Source organism: Paenibacillus sp. S25 (assembly GCF_019454085.1).
GTDB classification, from domain to species: domain Bacteria; phylum Bacillota; class Bacilli; order Paenibacillales; family Paenibacillaceae; genus Paenibacillus; species Paenibacillus polymyxa_B.
This window is the reverse complement of record NZ_CP073683.1, coordinates 1755691-1774381: the sequence shown is the minus strand read 5'-3', so window position 1 is coordinate 1774381 and position 18691 is coordinate 1755691. Positions and strand designations below refer to the sequence as shown.

The following is an 18691-nucleotide window of genomic DNA, read 5'->3' as shown; positions in this document are numbered from 1 at the left end:
TAGTAGGAAATCCGAGTCGGCACAAAATCGGCACGACTCCGATTTAACAGCTTTAGAATACCTCAAAAACCTTGTCACACCAAGGATTACGGCGTTTTAACCGATACTACCTTCCATTTCGAACTTGATCAAACGGTTCATTTCTACCGCATATTCCATCGGCAGCTCTTTGGTGAACGGCTCAATAAAGCCCATAACGATCATTTGCGTTGCCTCTGCTTCAGTCAAACCACGGCTCATCAGATAGAACAGCTGATCTTCCGATACCTTGGAAACCGTTGCTTCGTGCTCAAGCGTGATGTCGTCATTCATGATTTCATTATAAGGAATAGTATCTGAAGTTGATTGATTATCCAAAATCAGCGTATCACACTTGATATTCGATTTTGCACCTTGAGCCTGACGACCGAATGAAGCTAATCCGCGATACGTTACTTTACCGCCGTGCTTACTGATCGACTTGGATACAATTGTGGATGTGGTGTCTGGTGCCAAGTGGATCATTTTCGCACCTGCATCCTGATGCTGGCCTTTGCCTGCAACAGCGATGGACAGGACCATTCCTTTCGCTCCACGGCCTTTCAATACAACGGCTGGATACTTCATCGTCAACTTGGAACCGATGTTACCATCGACCCATTCCATCGTTGCGTTTTCTTCTGCAACCGCACGTTTGGTTACCAGGTTATAGATGTTTGGTGCCCAGTTCTGGATCGTTGTATAACGAACGCGTGCGTTCTTCTTACAAATAATTTCGACCACGGCACTATGCAGCGAGTTCGTGCTGTAAATTGGAGCTGTGCAGCCTTCTACATAATGCACAAAGCTGTCTTCGTCGGCAATAATGAGCGTACGCTCAAATTGACCCATGTTTTCCGAGTTGATACGGAAGTAAGCCTGCAATGGAACTTCACATTTCACACCTTTTGGTACATAGATGAAGCTACCGCCTGACCATACCGCACTGTTCAGTGCAGCAAACTTATTATCCGCAGGAGGTATAACTGTTGCAAAATACTCTTTCAGAATCTCAGGATGCTCACGCAACGCCGTATCGGTATCCATGAAAATAACGCCCTGATCTTCCAGTTCCTTTTGCATACTGTGGTAGACAACCTCGGATTCATACTGTGCGGATACACCAGCCAAAAACTTTTGCTCCGCCTCAGGAATACCCAGTTTATCAAAGGTTTCTTTAATTTCCGTCGGAACTTCTTCCCATGTCTTCCCTTGTTTCTCGGAAGGTCTTACATAGTACTGGATATCGTTGAAATCCAGTTCATCCATATCTCCGCCCCAAGTTGGCATCGGCATTTTTTCAAACTGTTTCAGTGCTTTCAGACGGAACTCCAGCATCCATTCTGGCTCATCCTTAATTTTGGAGATTTCCTTTACAATTTCCGGAGTGAGACCCTTACCTGTTTGGAAAATGGACTTGTGCTCGTCACGAAAGCCATATTTATACTCTTCCATTTCCGGTGCTTTCTTGGCCATGTTTCTCAAACCTCCTCTGTTCTATTTAAATTATTTATCTTCATCAATCCCTTTGCGCAGCGCGTTCCAAGCCAGTGTCGCACATTTGATGCGGGCCGGGAACTTATTTACGCCTGACAAAGCTTCCAATTCTTCATAATCATCGAATTCGACGGCTTCTCCCTTCATTAAAGAAGAGAAGCGGCTCGCCATATCCAGTGCCTGGTCAATCGTTTTTCCTTTGACCGCTTCTGTCATCATCGAAGCTGAGGACATACTTATCGAGCAGCCTTCGCCAGTAAAACGGGCATCTTCAACCACGCCGTCTTTTGTTTTGAGTTGAAGAGAAATCCGGTCACCACACGTAGGATTATTCAAATCCACCGTAACGGCATCGTCCTCAAAACGTCCGCGATTGCGCGGATTTTTATAATGATCCATAATCACGCGTCGGTACAAGTCATCAAGTTGCATCGCCAAAATACTCCTTTGTTTGGATTAAGGCGCTGACCAAAGCGTCGACTTCCTCTTCCGTGTTATAGAGGTAAAAGCTGGCACGTGCAGTCGCACTGGCTTTCAGCCAGCGCATCAATGGCTGGCAGCAATGATGGCCTGCACGTACAGCCACCCCTTTGCTATCCAATACGGTAGCTACATCATGCGGATGCACATCATCCAAGTTGAATGTTACGAGCCCAACATGACGGTCTGCAGGTCCGTAAATCGTCAACCCCTCCACTTCACGGAGACGTTTGAGAGCATAGTCGACCAGACGGCTTTCATGCTGTGCAATGGCGTCCAGTCCGATGCTTTCCAGAAAATCAATGGCAGCTCCCAAGCCAACGGCTCCAGCTATAATCGGGGTTCCACCTTCGAATTTCCAAGGCAGCTCCTTCCATGTGGATTCATACAATCCCACATCGTCGATCATTTCACCGCCGAACTCAATGGGCTCCATGTTTTCCAGCAGCGCCTTCTTGCCGTACAGTGCACCGATCCCAGTAGGAGCACACATTTTGTGACCCGAAAAGGCATAAAAGTCAGCATCGATGTCTTGCACGTCTACTTTCATATGTGGTGTGCTTTGTGCACCATCTATAACGATGACTGCGCCTTTGCGATGCGCAATAGCTGCAATCTCTTTGACAGGGTTCACAACACCAAGCACATTGGAGACATGCGCAATCGCTACAATTTTCGTATTTTCTGTAACGGTATTCTCCACATCAGCAAGATCAACGCTACCATCCTCTTGAAGTGGAATATATTTCAAAGTCGCGCCTGTGGCTTTGGCTACCTGTTGCCACGGAATCAGATTACTGTGATGCTCCATTTGTGTGATGACAATTTCATCACCTGCCTGGCAATTAGCTCTGCCATAGGAAGAAGCGACCAGATTCAGCGCCGTTGTTGTTCCTCTTGTAAAAATAATTTCCTGACTGCGCTTTGCATTCAGAAAGCGGGCTACCTTCTCCCGCGCACCTTCATAAGCATCCGTTGCGCGACTACCCAAGGTATGCACACCACGGTGAACATTTGAATTATCATATTCGTAGTAGTGCTTGATCGCCTCGATGACCGCCAGCGGTTTTTGCGAAGTGGCCGCATTATCCAAATAAACCAGCGGATGACCGTTAATCTCCTGATGTAAAATCGGGAACTGTTCACGGATCAATGCAGTATTCATTGGCCTAACTTCCTTTCAACAAGGCTTTGCAGCTGATGTTGAAGTCCTTCGAGCGGAATTTCAGATACGACAGGTGCCAAGAAGCCATAAATAATCAGACGTTCAGCTTCTGCACGGCAAATCCCGCGGGACATCAAGTAATACACTTGTTCACGGTTAACCTGACCAACCGATGCTGCGTGACCTGCCGTTACATCATCTTCATCAATCAGCAGAATCGGGTTAGCGTCACCACGCGCTTTCGGGCTGAGCATCAGAACACGTTCTGTTTGCTGACCGTCTGCTTTGGTAGCACCTTTTTCAATTTTTGTAATTCCGTTAATGATGGAAGACGCTTCTTCACGCATTACTGCGCGCGTAATCATCTGACTGGCGGAATTTTTACCAAAATGCTGTGCTTGTGTCGTATAGTTCAACTTTTGTGAGCCAGAACCAACAGCAATGATCTTGGCATCCGAATTGGAGCCATTGCCTTTGAGCACGGACATGGTATTGCTTGCTGTATTGCCGTTGTTCATTTCGCCCACAATCCATTCGATAGCTGCGTCATTTCCCAACGTAGCACGACGAATCGAAATATCCGTTACTTGCTCTCCAAACTGATGGACTGTCGCATAACGTACTTTAGCTCCTGCATTTGCAACAACTTCTACCGCACCGTTATGAAGAACAGGTGCCGCCAAATCCGCAGATACATAGTTGTCTACGTAAGTCACGGAACTGTGGCTTTCAACAATGAGCAGCACATGCGGTGCAAACGTTGCAGTCGCATCGTCCGTCAGGAATACAGCTTGAAGCGGGACGTTCAGTTCTACATTTTTAGGCACATAAGCAAATACTCCACCGTTCCAGAGTGCTGCGTGCAATGCAGATAACGAATTTTCTTCAGCCTTAATAACTGTGTTCAGATGAGCTTTAACCAAATCAGCATGCTCTTTAACCGCTGTTTGTAAATCCGTGAAAATGACGCCTTGCGCCGCCAATTCCTCGCTCAGCTTCACATATACCGCGCCGGAGTTGCGCTGAATAATCAGACCGCCCTCCTGTTGCTCTTTGACCAGATCAGCAATGGCTGCAGGAACCTGCCCTACCGATGCAATGACCTCACTCTGTTTATGTTGACCGTAATCGTTTAATTTCCAACGTTCGATTTTTGTTTTTTCAAATACCGGAAGCTCCAGTTTGCCTGCAAGCTCAAGTGCTTTTTGTCTGTCTTCGGCCAACCAAGATGGTTCGCCGTTACGTTCGGACAGAACACGCAGTTGCTCGGAATCTACCGGAAGGATTGTTTGTGTAGTCATTAGTTTTCCTCCTCGCTTCCGGCTTACGCCTCTTGTCCTACAGTTTCATCAACGATACCCAGCTCTTCCTTGATCCAGTCGTAACCGTCCGCTTCCAGACGCTCAGCAAGCTCAGGACCACCGGATTTAACGATACGTCCTTGCATCATCACATGTACATAATCTGGTTTAACGTAGTTTAACAGACGTTGATAGTGAGTAATGATAAGGAAACCACGCTCTTCGGAACGCATAGCATTGACACCGCTAGCCACGATTCTCAAAGCATCGATATCCAGACCGGAGTCGATTTCATCAAGAATGACAATTTTCGGATCAATCATCATCATTTGCAAAATTTCATTCCGTTTTTTCTCACCACCAGAGAAGCCTTCGTTCAGGTAACGGTGAGCAAACTCAGGATTCATTTCGAGCTCTTTCATTTTGCTTTCCATTTGACGGATAAACTTAATCAGGGAGATTTCTTGTCCTTCTTCACGGCGTGCGTTAATCGCGCTACGCAAAAAGTCGGAGTTCGTTACCCCTGCAATTTCACTCGGATACTGCATCGCCAAGAACAATCCTGCACGTGCACGCTCATCCACTTCCATATCCAGCACGTCTTCTCCATCCAAAGTTACTTTACCATCTGTGACTTCATATTTAGGATGACCCATCAAAGCAGACGCGAGTGTACTTTTACCCGTACCGTTAGGACCCATGATGGCATGGATTTCTCCGCCCTTCATTTCGAGGTTAATACCTTTCAAAATTTCCTTGCCTTCAATGGTCGCTTTGAGACCTTCAATCTTAAAGTTTGTAGCCATATTCGCAATACCCTCCAAAAAATGTAGTGTGGTGTCGAAATCAGAAAGTATATTTAAACAGGGGAGCCCCCTGATTTCAAGTAATATTTAAAAATTTATTTATAATCATTCTAAACTGATTCTCAATGATTCTCAAGTTATTTTATAATAAATATCTTGAAGGGTGCAACCAACAGACACACGTTATCCAACTTTCTTCATAAAATGTTCACCCTACCAGGCACACAAATAGCAAAATTCTTCCTGTGGTTGTTCATGTAATTATAAATTTGCACAAAAAACATGGGTTGCATGATCTCTTTCCAGCCATAAAAACGCTACTGACAGCATGACGTCAGTAGCGTTTTACATGTAGAGAGTTTATTTCAGAGCGTAACCCCATCACTATGAAGTGGAATTAATTTCACCGAACTAGGCATTGAGTGATGGAGCGAAATTCTGCCAATTAGCCCAAATAAGAGCGAAGCATCCACATATGTTTCTCCAGATCCGCTTTATAACCAATCAGCAAATCTGCAGTTGGCTGGTCGGAATTGCTTTCCGCCAGTTCGATACCTTCCTGAAACTCCTCGCATACTGTTGCAAAATCCTCGATCAAGGTTTGTACCATCTTAGGAGCATCTTCGTTGCCGGTTGCTTCCTGAATCGACGACAGCTCCAGGTATTCCTTCAACGTTGCGGAAGGAGAACCTTTCAACGCGAGCAAACGCTCGGCGATCTCATCCATTTTCAATGTCACTTCATTGTATAACTCTTCAAATTTAACATGGAGTGTGTAGAAACTAGAGCCTTTCACATACCAGTGATAGTTATGAATTTTTACATATAACACATTGAGGTTAGCGACTTGACGGTTTAAAAGTTCCTCCACCGATTTGGTTTGCGTATTTTTCGAGTTACTTGTTGTTTTAGCCATCATAAATCCCTTCCTTTTTCATCAAATTGATTTTCAGGAACGTTTACGTATCCATCACCGTCATTGCTGACGGTAAGACGCCAGCGGGCATCCTAATATCACCTGCCGGACGTCTGTCTCATATTTACCCTCTCTATACGGAGACGAAACAAAAAAAGAGTACTCCTTTCTTCCTCTTTCAATCCCCATAAAAAAAATGTACAAAACTTCAATGATTTTCGTTATACTTTCTCTATCCCATCAAAATACTTGGTTTAATATTGTGATATTTTTTAAACTATTTACATGCGCACATTTTATGGAGGTGACTTCGTTGTCCCAATATCATCCTTTAACGACTGAAGAAGCAATCGAATTCGTGAAGAGCATCCCCGGATTTTTTAGTCAGGAAGCTCGTCTGGAATGCCGAGAAATCGGTGATGGTAACTTAAATCTGGTTTTTCATATTACGGATTCTGAATCTAACAAGAGTATCATTGCCAAGCAGGCACTTCCCTATGTAAAAATTGTGGGTGAATCCTGGCCGCTTTCACTGGATCGTGCCCGTATTGAACGCGAGGCACTTCAGCAAGAACACCACATTTGCCCCGAATTGGTTCCTGCGGTACTGGCGTATGACGATGAGCTTGCGTTGACCGTGATGGAGGATCTTAGCTCACACACCATCATGCGCAAGGGACTAATAGAAGGAAACACCTATCCATATTTCGCTAATCATATTGGGAAGTTTCTGGCACGTACGCTTTTCTTCACCTCAGATTTGGGCATGAATCAGCAGGATAAAAAAGACCTGGTTAAACGCTTTATCAACCCGGATCTCTGCAAAATAACTGAGGATCTGATTCTGGATGAACCGTATCGGTTCTCAGATAATAACAACTATGGTGCGTACATCGAAGACGAAGCAGAGGCACTACGTACAGATCAAGTGCTTCATCTGGAAGTGGCTTTGCTGCGAGAAAAGTTTTTGACACGAACTGAAGCGCTTCTGCACGGTGACCTTCATACTGGTAGCATTTTTGTAACGACCGACTCGACTAAAGTCATTGATCCTGAATTTGCCTACTACGGACCCATGGGCTTTGATATCGGAGCGGTGATCGCCAATCTGCTGTTGAACTACGCAGCACAACCCGGATGGACTTCTGGCGAGAAGGCTCTAAAGGAAAGGCGTGACTGGGTTCTGGAGACCGCCATTCAGGTATGGGAGCAGTTTGAGCGTAGGTTCCGCAAACTGTGGGATGAGCATGTCACCGATCATATGGCACGTACAGCGGGATATCAGGACTTGTATCTCCAGAAAGTACTGCAAGATACGATTGGTTTTGCAGGGTGCAAAGTGATTCGCCGTATCATCAGCCTGTCGCATGTGGCAGATATCGACACCATTGCCGATCCTGCTATCAAGGAAGCTGCGGAACGTCTGGCGTTATCTATCGGTAAATCCTTGGTTCTTCGCAATCGCGAGCTTCATTCGATTCGGGAACTGGGAGACATTGTTCGGACAGCAACAGCTGCCCAAACTAAAGGAGCTTAATGAATATGAGTGAAAAGAAAGAATCGTCGCCCGTAACCTCTGGGAAAGCTGCAGTGTCCAGTCAGGCTCTATCTTCGCTGGTGTGGAAAGGCAATCGCTTGTCTATGTTGGATCAGCGTCTGCTGCCCGAAACGATTGTCATGCTGGATTTATTCACGTCCGAGGAAGTATGGGATGGCATACATGCCATGAAGGTACGTGGTGCGCCCGCTATCGGGATGGCTGCGGCCTACGGCGTTGTGCTAGGAGCTACCGCCTACGACGGCACCGACGCTGCTGGGTGGCTGCAGCATGTACACGCCGTGTGCGGACATTTGGCTACTTCACGCCCGACGGCAGTGAACCTGTTCTGGGCCTTGGACCGCATGAAGAAGCGGGCTGGGGAACTCATCGTTGAAGCTAGCGGAGGTCAGGTCGAAGACTGGAATGCCGGGCTGGAGCGTGAAGCCACAGCCATTCAGACAGAGGATGAGGAAGTATGTCGCCAGATCGGCATCCATGCTTTACCTCTGTTCGAGGACGGGATGGGCGTACTTACTCACTGCAATGCAGGCGGATTGGCGACAGCGAAATACGGAACAGCGCTCGCGCCGATGTACCTTGCGCAGGAGAACGGCATTCACCTCAAAGTATTTGCCGACGAAACCCGCCCCGTGCTGCAGGGGGCGCGCCTGACCGCTTTCGAGCTTCAGCAGGCAGGAATTGATGTCACCCTGCTCTGTGACAATATGGCGGGCATGGTGATGTCCAAAGGATGGGTACAGGCCGTTATTGTCGGCACAGATAGAGTCGCTGCTAATGGAGATGTTGCCAACAAAATCGGCACCTATAGCCTAGCTGTGCTAGCGAAGGCGCATGGCATTCCTTTTTATGTCGCTTCGCCACTATCTACCATTGATTTGCAGACCGCAACAGGCGCAGATATTCCGATTGAAGAGCGTTCTGCTGAGGAAGTTACCGAAAGCTTTGGTAAAAGGACCGCCCCGCAGGGCATCAAAGTCTACAACCCAGCTTTCGATGTTACACCTCATGAGTACATTACCGCCATCATTACCGAAAAAGGAATTGTACAAGCACCCTTTAGCGAGAACCTGAACAATTTGCTTACCGAATAATTGTTCTTGCAGGTCATATAGTTCGTATATAATTCAAATGATTCTACTCGATAGAATAAAACTTTTCACAGAAAAAAACCGGAGCCAAAAAGTCCGGTTTTTTTTCGTTCTTGTTCCTCTACTTTTATGCAACATATGCACATAGGCTTCATTACACCAGTTTCAAAAGTACTTCGTATCCTGGCATACCTGGCTTAATCCCCAGTTGCTCCGCTTCTGTCGTCACCGATTCCATCGGCGCTTCCAACAATTCTTTCAGCGTTTTTACCCCCACAGCTCGTGCGGCAAGAATTTTCCGATCCGCCAGCCGCTCATTGAGCAGCCCAACATCCAGTGCACCACACATGATGTAACCACGGGAGTTGGAGATAGTTAACAGCGTTGTTTTAGGCAGTTTGACCTCGACTCCAATAAATGTATGCTCACCCACTTGTACGGGTTCCAAGTGTATCATTGTTCTCACATGCACCTCCTCTTAGTTCACCCGGGATATTTTATGCGGCATTTCCGGGTAAGTGTGGACGCCCGTGGATACATTCAAAATTTCAGGTGGTTTATGGGTTTAAATTAGAACGTGAACACCGAGAATACGAGATCAAAATCAAATTCATTCGAGGTGTTTCTTTATGAGTAAAAACTGCGACACGCTTTTATTTTCTCCAATATCGGTAATATCTTTTAGATGGACATTTTATTCATCTGCTTGATTCCCATATCCTTAGCTCAACAATTTGATCATGATTGATATTGGAACATGGTTACCTGAATTTGACGCACCTTCGTTTGAAGCAAGGTGGTTGTAAATATCATCCTCATTTATTCAGATTGGCTAACTATGTAAAAAGGCCCACTCCCGTTTTTATTGTTAAGGAGCAGACTCAAATTGTACTTTTTTAAATCTCTATGCTATCCCACAACTCTAAAATAGTCTTATCATCTATCTTCCCATTAATGAACAACTCTCTTGCTGATTCAAATGATTGCGAAAAACTGTCCCTTTCACGAGTAAGAAAGTAATCTTCTTCATTCTGGCTAATCCAATAGCTATCATTTTTATAGTAGAACTGAAACTCTTCCCCCATTTCAAAACGTTCCACCAATTCATTGTATTCCAAAATAGTCCCCTCCTACTTCTTGTTAACTCTTTTAAATGTCCCATCTTCTTTCCATTCAAAAACATGTTCATGAGGCCACTCTGGATGCTGCTTTGAATTTCCATGATTCGTGTAGTCTACATCGCGTGTAGCGCAATTGTTTTAATTTTCTTAGGTGTAATGGCATCCTACTACTTTATAACGAATGTTAGACCATAGGGGACTATATGCTTTGTCGTGCTTACAATTTATGTGGTACCCATACACAACATCCAGACCACAAAAAGCACTTTAGATGAGGCTTTATTTTTTCAGTTTTAAAAAACATAAATCCTCTCTAACCCACACAAACCAAAAAGGCTAGATGGATAATCCCATCTAGCCTCGATTGAGTGAAAAATACACAATTGAGGATTTCCAGAGTTATTCATATTTCCAAATAATAGATCCATCAGTAGATGTTATCATGCTGGGAGGATCGTTATGGAGAGAAATTTCAATAAAGGGGCTCTTTCCTTTTTGTAACCAATTATATATACTTCCTTCGTCGTTAATCGGCTTAGATACTATCTTTTTAACTTCAATAACCGCAGCATCATATTCAATGAATCCATTATCATCTTCATCTAAACCATTGTTTGTTTCATAAATGGTGTCCCTAGTACCAATAATCTTTAATCCACTTCCCCACTGAATAGTTAATTCTTCTTTCGGTACTGAAATAATGGCTTTAATCAAAGAATCATATCCCATATATTCCTCCTTGGTTTAAGGCGCTGCTGGTACAATATGTGCGCCATCTTTACTGTAATGAATAATTCCTTTTGTTGTTTCTTCGAACATACCAGTATCTCTATTATAGTATTTCCCGATAGGTTTTCCGAAATCAATCCTTTCTCGCCCTGCTTTAAACATAGCACCTTTTCCAGAATAACTATCAAGTAATTCTTGTGCGGTTTTGTTATCACCATAGAAAATACTCTTGTTCTTACCATTGGCTAAGTCTTGTTTGTAGTTGGGCGTCCCAACAATATGCTTCTCCTGATCTCCGTGTTTTACTTTTACAGGGTAACTGTCAACTTCACGATAAGGACCTGCTGGAACAGATTTTTTCCCATAAGAAGGTACACCTTCTCCTTTCGCCATCTGCCACAATTCCGCTGAGCTTTTTCCTATTCCGCTTGCGCCTTTAACTGCGGTTGTACCTCCATGTGCCGCTAAAGCTGCTGAGCCAATCAATCCAGGTATTCCGATAATACTACCAACTCCCGTGGATGAAACAGCAACTGATAATCCTTCTCCACCTATTCCAGCTACTACCTCACCAGCCCCCTGCAATGTCGTAGCTACGTGACCGAGAATTTCACCTACTTTAGCAGCCATAGGATGATCATAATCACGGTCTTTGTCAGGCAGCATCCCCAAGGTTAAATCTTCCTGAATAGCACCTTTCGCTCCCTGAGCAGTATCCCACAAAATTTCCCCTTGAAGCTTACTAGCTTCCATCTGAGCTTCGGCTTTTGTGATCTCAGCTTTACCGATCTGTTCAAAAATTTTATGTAACCAACCTTCACCGCTTGATGCCGTTTTAACAGGCACACCATTCCCCGGCACATCCAGTACGACTTTTTTTCCATCTACCTGTGTGAAGTTTTTTGAAATAAAAATGAGTTCTTGTGCAACCGTAGAAAGTCGTTCAAGCGTCACGCCCATGGATTGTCTAGAGACCTGAAAATCTTGGAAAAACCTCTCTCGGGTAGCACCAGACCAACCTTGTTGGACAAAATCAATTCTTCCATTCAGTAAATTCAACATACGTTCCATTTCGTGTTTACCATGCAAGAACTGGTCAGCCACTTCCATTAGCTTATCAGGTGGAACCAATATTCTCCCCAATTGATCACGTCCATTTTAATTTAGATGGAAATAATCTTATCAGAAGGAGATGTTTAGGGATATCCACCTGTTATCCTGAAATTTCCTTTTATATTATGTGACAAATGGACTGATATAAACGGATTTACTATGTCAAAAGTATTGTATAAATACCTGGCAAAGTAAATGATTTGACTTCACTCTTTTGAGAGCATCCAATTTTATCTTGTTAATTTTGATAAAAGTAATAAATCCATAGCATTTATTTTTTTGTTTATAAAATACACAAATAGCTCCTTATATAAGTTGCCGATAGATGGTGATTCACTAATAGATTCAAGTAATACAACTGACTTTTTAATATAAATGAAAATATCAGTGTTAAATTTTTTTAACATATTGTGGGGGCACAAAATCGGCAAGCCAAACACCATTGTTAGCGATATAGAACTTCACATTGTTAGCCATTGATTTTACTGTATCGATTTCAAGAATGACTAATTCACCACGTCTCTTACCTGCCAATGTTGCAAATTCAAGTGTCTCAGATAGATGAACATACTTTCTCCCCATGGGTTTAATTCCCTCGGTAATAATTTTATCAACTACTTTGCTATTTGTTCCGTGATAAAGAGCAGTTGGCGGAATGGATTCTTCGTAATCTAATCTTCCTGCACTGTGCCCGTAGTTCGCTCGTATGTATCCATTTACCATGTGGTATCGCTTCTTTGGACAATTAGTTACGACTTGATCAATCCCTGCTTCTCCTATATCCGACCATCTATTCTCTGACTTAATTGCTGAAATTAAGTCATGCACGTGACAATAACCTTCATGATCCAACTTAATTCCAAACTGTTCTGGTGTATGCCTAAGAATTTTACTCATAAATTTACTAAGGCTCTCTTCTTGTTTTGGTGATAACATCATATACTCCTTGTAATGAAATATTTGTTTTATCTATAGTAACCAATCTGATGATTCATAGCTTCTTGTGAAATAAAGCACCAATCCCCCGATAAGGAAAAATGTAGCTCCAATTAAAAAACCTCTTAGACTATATCTGCTATAAGCCTCCAATAATACTGCAACTCCCAGCCCACAAGGGAAATACCCGAAAATACCCCTTATCAAAGCCATGATAAAAAACTTACGATTCATAAATTTTTCTCCTCGCTAATCGTACTTCATTATATAAAAACGAACAAATTCATTTCATCCATATCCATATATCCTCTTTGTCCCCATTTCACAGCAATCCAAAGTCGACTAACAATACCTTTCCATTCTAAGCCTAAATTAAAAAGACAACAGGTGATACCTGCTGCCTTTACTCACCATTATTCAGCTTCCGTCAACATTTTTAAAATGCCAGTAAATGAGCCGTCAATCGACATAATATCTCCATTAACTTGTTTGCTAAATTGAGACTCCGTAAGTTTATCTTTTCCTGCTGTGTGATTCTTAATGAATTTTATAAGCTCTGCTTTCTGATTTGCAATATCCTTTAATGCTTGTTCGCTTTCTTTTTTGTAATTTTTAACTGTTTTATTTAGTTCCACTTTAGCCACGCTGAGCTGCTTCTTTAATTTATCATAGTCTGCTTTGGCTTGAGCTATTACCGCTTTACTAGACTTATTTTTCACTTCGTTTTTATAGCGCGCTGATGCTTGACTTAATCTCTGAGTTAGCTCACGAACTTCTGCCCCCAGAACAGCATTAAGTTTTTTTTGTGCAATTTTAATTTCCTTCACACGATCTTTGTAATTCTCAAAGTATATTTTTTCGATTTCACTTGTTGACATTGCTTTTGTAGATGTTGCTGCCAATACTTGTGATGGAATTAAGATAGCAAACATTAATAGTAGTAGAATAGCTTTCTTCATATGTATCTCCTTCTTTGGTAGTAGTGCAATTATCATAAGGGAAATGAAGGGAATAGGCAATATGTCTTGTTATTTAAATACTACTTTCCACATTTTATAATCTTCCAATGATCGAATAAGCATTTGACAGATAAAAGTCCAAGCTAAGTCACTTCTAGAAGCTTATTTATGTAGAGCAAAACAAACGATATAAAAAAAGCTAGACGGATAATTCCATCTAACCTCTTGATCATAGTTAATTTTCTAGGTCTATTGTGATCTTAAACTTGAGATTATTTTATTCCAACATTCCTCCATGTTGTCCAGTTGGATCGTAATTACTAATGCTACTGACATAAAACTGGATACTAGGAGGGTGGAATCAACTTACTCTTCATCTTCATTAACCACTTTAATTAGATTTCCGTAGACTGCCCTCGTATGAGCAGATGCATGTTCTTTAAAATACGTAAACAACCTCATACATCTAATTGCTTGTATTTTATTATTAACTTCAGCAGACTTTTCCAAACAACTTAACAAAAATGTGAAGCCGTCTGAAAACTTCCCTTTACGTAAAAGATAGATTGCCAATTCCCTTGAAAAATGAGTGTATCGCTCCGTTGTGAATCGATGAGAATACAACCCTTCAACTTTTTCCTGCTCCAGAAAGGAGATAATTTCTCTTTCAAATTGCTTTAAAATATCATCTACATCAAAATGGTATCGGTTTGCTGCCTCAATCATAATATCAAGTGCGGGAAGAATCTCATCTTTTCTTGAAGAAATATAAGCTACATAATCAGAAAGAACGCTCTTATCGCCAGAAAGAAGCTTATTAACATACGTGTTTACTACTGCCCAGTCTTCGTACTTTTTTCTCCATTTCAAAGCTTCTTCATCTGTATCAGTAACCCAACTTAAATCAGCGTATTTTTTAATGTGTTGAAGTCCCTTTTCATAGTCTTTCCTCTCACCACATGCTTGTGAACGAAGTAAATGCGAGAATGCCCAATACGCAAACAAAGGAAAATTAGGTTTCTTCGAATTGTCTTTGTGTACATGATGCCGCTGTTGTTGCAGTTTGTATTGAATTTTTGCCTTGTCTCCCATTGCTTTAGCGAATAGTTCTACTTTATCCCATTTTCGTAACGAGCGGTATGTATTCGCCAAGTCTTTTAAGGCATCTAACTGATCTACCTCATCTAATCGATCAACGTAAGGCTCAAATTGAATGGCTGCATCATAGTTTTTCTCTTGATCGTCTCCAATACGAATCGTAAACAATCGATACTGGCAAACCGCCAATCGTTCTGAATACTGATACTTTTCCCCTTCTGACACGTTTTCATAAAGGAACGCCGCTGCTTCAGTATTACCCTTTTTAAAAGAATCCTCGGCTACTTCAAAAAGTGAAGGAAGATAAACAGGATTATCTAGCAACATACCTACAACTCTTCGCAAGCAATCAAGTCGTCCTAACACCACGCATCGGTACAAAAAAGGGCTGATTCTTCGCCAGTTGAGCGGTTCTTCTTCAATACATTCATCAATATAACGTTCATAAAAATAATCCGGTGGCAAATTCATACCCATAGTGATACGATCTAGCTGGTGAACAGAAATAGGTCGGTTGCCCGTCACAATGCCACTAACTGTTCCTACATTCAAATCAATAATGTGACCAAACTCGGTCATGGTTAAGCTTTTTCTTATCAGATAGGTTTGAACTTCTGCTCTAATCGTAGGTGTGATCTCCATAGATAAACCACCCTTTCAACGTAGACTCGGCATATGATACATAATTAAACCATGTAATGAGAAACAGTTAGTAAGAATTACTTTAGCCCATCATTGTCTTTTGGAACAAAGTCATATACCCTTCAGTTGTTTACAACAGCACACATAACATTTTTGCACTTTTTACATATATTTCTCAAAAGAAGATTTCCTCATATTGCTTATATACAGCAAAACGCAATAAAAAGGCTAGACGGATCATTCCGTCTAACCACTTAATAATAGTAATTTTTTAGGTTCTACTGTGCCTTATACTGGAGACTTTTTATTCTTAGATTCCCCCGTGGTGCCCTGTTGGTTCGTATCTAGACCCAAACTCTTGATATTGGAAAGGAGCAACCACTATCGTCATTAATAGAAAGCTAGTCACCAATATGGTTAGAACAATTTTATGCTTCATCTTCCTCCACCTCTTTAATCAAATTTCTATACGCTGTCTTTGTTTCAGGTGATGCATACTCTTGATAGGACTCATAGAGTCTTACACATTTGATTATATATGATTTATTATTAATAGCTGTAGATTTTTCCAAACAACTCAACAAAAAACGAAACCCTTCTGGATATATCCCTTTATTCAAATAGTATTTTGCTAATTCATTGGAGAAATGAGTAAAACGTTCTAAAATAATTTGTTGAGTATATACGCCTACTCGATTTTGTTCATTCAAAAAAGATTGAATTTCTACTTCAAACAATGCAAGTATATGATCTACATTTATATTGTATCGATTAGCCGCCTCGATTATGTTATCTATTGCGGGAAGTATTTCATCTTCCTTCGAAGAAAAATAAGCAACATAATCAGAGAGTACGCTTACATCGCCAGACATAAGCCTATTCACATAAGTATTGGCGTCGGCCCATTCTTTAAATTGATTTTTCCATTTTAAAGTTGTATCATCTTGTTCTTCTACCCAGCTTAAGTCGGCATACTTTTGAATATGCTGAAGCGCTGTCTCATAATCTTTATTAGCATCACAAATTTCAGCACGAATTAAATGCGAAAATGCCCAATAAACAAATGGAGGATAAAAAGGCTTCTTTGTTTGCTCACTCTTTGTATGCTGCTGGTCAATTTTATATTGTATTTCAGCTTTATTGCCCAAAGCCGTAGCAAAGTTATTTGCCTTATCCCACTTTCGCAATGAACGACAAGTATTTACTAAATCTCTTAACGCATCTAACTGGTCCGCTTCATCCAAACGTTCCACGTAAGCCTCAAATTGAACAACCGCATCATAATTTTTTTCTTGATTATCTCCTTGCCTCGTTTGGAACAGTCGATATTGGCAAATTGCTAAACGTTCCGAATACTGTTTTTTCTCACTCATAGCTACATTCTCGTACAGAATAGTTGCCGCTTCATAACATTCTTCTTTAAACAGCTCTTCAGCAAGCTCAAATAAGGATTCTGAATAGCCCAACTTATCCATCAATAGATTGACCACATCATGAATGCAGTCCAGTTTGTTCAATTTCGCACAATTATGTATAAAAGGACTCATTCGACGCCAATTCGGATTAGCCTCTGTTAAATACTCAGACACATACCGTTCGTAGTAATAGCCAACGGGATGCCCCATTGCTTTTGTAATTCGGTCTAGCTGATCCACTGAAAGAGTGCGGTTCCCATTAATAATACTACTCATGGTTCCCGGATTCATTTCTGCCTCTCTGGCAAGATCACTAAGGATTAAATCTTTATCTTTCATATGTTTTGTTATCTCTGTGAGTATCGTGGTTGTGTTGTACAAAAGTAACCACCCCTTATCAGGAACTTGTTAGGATATCAACTCATTAAAAAGAGGACTATTGCAATCCAATGATTGTATAGCCTTTCCGCAATTTATTGTACCATCTTTTGGCACAATATCATATACCTTTCAGAACCTTACTTAAGATACCTTTGAAGGGTTTGCAAAGAAATTAAGCTCTATAAATCCTGAGACATACGAATCATATCTCTACACTGTATGCCATTCTCATAAATTTCTTCTAGATAGTTATGTCTGACAAAGAAATCTAGATCTACACCGACAATTCTGAACCCACATTTTTGGTAGAGAGCTAACTGCCCAATGCTAGAGTTTCCTGTGCCCATTTCCATCGTTTTATAACCTTGTGCCCTAGCTGTTTCAATTGCATGTGTTGCTAATTGTCTGCCTATTCCTTTACCATGCATACCTTCTGATACTGCTATATTCACTAACTCAACTGTTTCAGGTCTTGTAGGTAAAAGAACATAGACTCCAACAATATGATGGTCAATCTCTGCTACAAAACACTGCCCTCTTTTTAAATATTCCTCAACAAGTTGGTGCGATGGATCAGCTAGTAACAAGAGCTCTATTGGATATTTTTCATTTAAATGAAGTAGTCTAATATTCATATATTCTCTCCTGAATGTATTATGGCCCCCCGGATTTCCCCTTTGTGTAGGCTTTATTCCAGAAATCCGGGGAAGTCCTAAATCAGTTTGATCTCAATTCATACAAACCATTGTGAAGCGAAAGACTGGCAGAGCATGGAGCTTCAAACAAGACTCTGGTGTTAAATACGGCCGGAAGCCTATTATCAGGAAACCAAGGCCGTTGCTTGTCTATGACTATAAATGATCCTTCTACATCCCCTAGCGGCGCGAATTTCTGTCCAGCCCCTCCCCATGAATCAAGTTGGAACGTTTCGGTGATTATCCTAGATACTTCGGAGACATCATCGACAGGAAGGCCGATCTCGCTTATACGAAGTAGAGAGTGGGGCCCGAAAGCTTCAGTGACTGCGTTGTTGAGTGTATGGTGAGCGATGAACTCGACAAGGTTATGATCCGGATCATAGAAGTAAAGCGCTGTTGCATTCCAGATTTCGAAAAAAAACTCATCTTCTTGGGGTCTTGAAATCAATGAAATTCCACGGTCGATTATCCACTGTTTTGCTTCTATGAATTTATTCGTTGGAATCGTAACCGCAATATGATAAAATTCATTTTCCATGTGAGAAGATTCCTGAAAAGCAAGAACCGATTCCCCTACTTGTAAAGACAATCGCGAAGGGTTTTCCTCCACAACCTGCAAATCCAAGAGAGAGCCGTAAAAAGCTTTTATCGCTTCGAAACTGTGGGTGCCTAAAAGCACTTCTTTTAATTTCAATGCATTGGTCCTCCTCATAAATAATATTGAAACCCATTTTCCGTCGTATCCAGATCAACATTTTATCTCAGAC

At 41.8% G+C, this 18691-nt stretch carries 19 protein-coding genes; 2 read left to right on the top strand and 17 right to left on the bottom strand.

Features of this window, described 5'->3' with window-relative positions; all coding sequences use genetic code 11:
• Positions 1-96: 96 nt before the first annotated feature.
• The 6 genes from sufB to KAI37_RS07690 form a co-directional block, all read right to left on the bottom strand.
• Positions 97-1494: a Fe-S cluster assembly protein SufB gene (sufB, locus tag KAI37_RS07715; RefSeq protein WP_071640145.1), complete on the bottom strand. Its 1398-nt coding sequence runs from the start codon at positions 1492-1494 to the stop codon at positions 97-99.
• Positions 1495-1524: 30 nt separating this feature from the next.
• Positions 1525-1947, bottom strand: coding sequence for a Fe-S cluster assembly sulfur transfer protein SufU (gene sufU / locus KAI37_RS07710; protein WP_013309555.1), 423 nt, complete (start codon positions 1945-1947; stop codon positions 1525-1527).
• Positions 1937-3160, bottom strand: coding sequence for a cysteine desulfurase (locus KAI37_RS07705; protein WP_209941536.1), 1224 nt, complete (start codon positions 3158-3160; stop codon positions 1937-1939). Before KAI37_RS07705 ends, sufU begins: the two co-directional genes overlap by 11 nt.
• A complete protein-coding gene (gene sufD / locus KAI37_RS07700; protein WP_220031019.1) occupies positions 3157-4461 on the bottom strand; it encodes a Fe-S cluster assembly protein SufD in 1305 nt (434 codons plus the stop codon). Before sufD ends, KAI37_RS07705 begins: the two co-directional genes overlap by 4 nt.
• A gap of 23 nt (positions 4462-4484) precedes the next feature.
• Entirely contained in the window at positions 4485-5267 is a 783-nt protein-coding gene (sufC, locus tag KAI37_RS07695) for a Fe-S cluster assembly ATPase SufC (protein ID WP_013309552.1), read from the bottom strand.
• A 445-nt stretch (positions 5268-5712) separates the two neighbouring features.
• Entirely contained in the window at positions 5713-6183 is a 471-nt protein-coding gene (locus KAI37_RS07690; RefSeq protein ID WP_013309551.1) for a Dps family protein, read from the bottom strand.
• Between the two features lie 313 nt (positions 6184-6496).
• Between KAI37_RS07690 and mtnK the strand changes: the two genes are divergently transcribed.
• Both mtnK and mtnA read left to right on the top strand, forming a co-directional pair.
• Complete coding sequence (mtnK, locus tag KAI37_RS07685) at positions 6497-7720, top strand: S-methyl-5-thioribose kinase (RefSeq protein WP_220031018.1); 1224 nt, start codon at positions 6497-6499, stop codon at positions 7718-7720.
• A 5-nt stretch (positions 7721-7725) separates the two neighbouring features.
• On the top strand, positions 7726-8835 hold the full coding sequence (mtnA, locus tag KAI37_RS07680) for an S-methyl-5-thioribose-1-phosphate isomerase (RefSeq protein WP_220031017.1): 1110 nt from the start codon (positions 7726-7728) through the stop codon (positions 8833-8835).
• A 151-nt stretch (positions 8836-8986) separates the two neighbouring features.
• Here mtnA and KAI37_RS07675 read toward each other — a convergent pair whose 3' ends face one another.
• The 11 genes from KAI37_RS07675 to KAI37_RS07625 form a co-directional block, all read right to left on the bottom strand.
• Positions 8987-9289, bottom strand: a complete 303-nt coding sequence (locus KAI37_RS07675; protein ID WP_220031449.1) for a YunC family protein — start codon at positions 9287-9289, stop codon at positions 8987-8989.
• Between the two features lie 439 nt (positions 9290-9728).
• Complete coding sequence (locus KAI37_RS07670; RefSeq protein WP_220031016.1) at positions 9729-9950, bottom strand: hypothetical protein; 222 nt, start codon at positions 9948-9950, stop codon at positions 9729-9731.
• 402 nt (positions 9951-10352) lie between these two features.
• Entirely contained in the window at positions 10353-10682 is a 330-nt protein-coding gene (locus KAI37_RS07665; RefSeq protein ID WP_220031015.1) for a hypothetical protein, read from the bottom strand.
• Positions 10683-10697: 15 nt separating this feature from the next.
• A complete protein-coding gene (locus KAI37_RS07660) occupies positions 10698-11825 on the bottom strand; it encodes a polymorphic toxin type 50 domain-containing protein (RefSeq protein WP_220031014.1) in 1128 nt (375 codons plus the stop codon).
• Between the two features lie 360 nt (positions 11826-12185).
• Positions 12186-12731 (bottom strand): RNA 2'-phosphotransferase, encoded by a 546-nt coding sequence (locus tag KAI37_RS07655; protein WP_220031448.1) that lies wholly within the window; start codon positions 12729-12731, stop codon positions 12186-12188.
• Positions 12732-12764: 33 nt separating this feature from the next.
• On the bottom strand, positions 12765-12965 hold the full coding sequence (locus KAI37_RS07650) for a hypothetical protein (RefSeq protein ID WP_023987867.1): 201 nt from the start codon (positions 12963-12965) through the stop codon (positions 12765-12767).
• Positions 12966-13144: 179 nt separating this feature from the next.
• Complete coding sequence (locus KAI37_RS07645; protein ID WP_220031013.1) at positions 13145-13690, bottom strand: hypothetical protein; 546 nt, start codon at positions 13688-13690, stop codon at positions 13145-13147.
• Between the two features lie 366 nt (positions 13691-14056).
• Complete coding sequence (locus KAI37_RS07640) at positions 14057-15430, bottom strand: helix-turn-helix domain-containing protein (RefSeq protein WP_220031012.1); 1374 nt, start codon at positions 15428-15430, stop codon at positions 14057-14059.
• Positions 15431-15858: 428 nt separating this feature from the next.
• Positions 15859-17226: a helix-turn-helix domain-containing protein gene (locus KAI37_RS07635; RefSeq protein WP_220031011.1), complete on the bottom strand. Its 1368-nt coding sequence runs from the start codon at positions 17224-17226 to the stop codon at positions 15859-15861.
• Between the two features lie 179 nt (positions 17227-17405).
• Entirely contained in the window at positions 17406-17861 is a 456-nt protein-coding gene (locus tag KAI37_RS07630) for a GNAT family N-acetyltransferase (protein ID WP_220031010.1), read from the bottom strand.
• A gap of 82 nt (positions 17862-17943) precedes the next feature.
• Positions 17944-18618, bottom strand: a complete 675-nt coding sequence (locus tag KAI37_RS07625; RefSeq protein ID WP_220031009.1) for a VOC family protein — start codon at positions 18616-18618, stop codon at positions 17944-17946.
• Between the last annotated feature and the right edge of the window lie 73 nt (positions 18619-18691).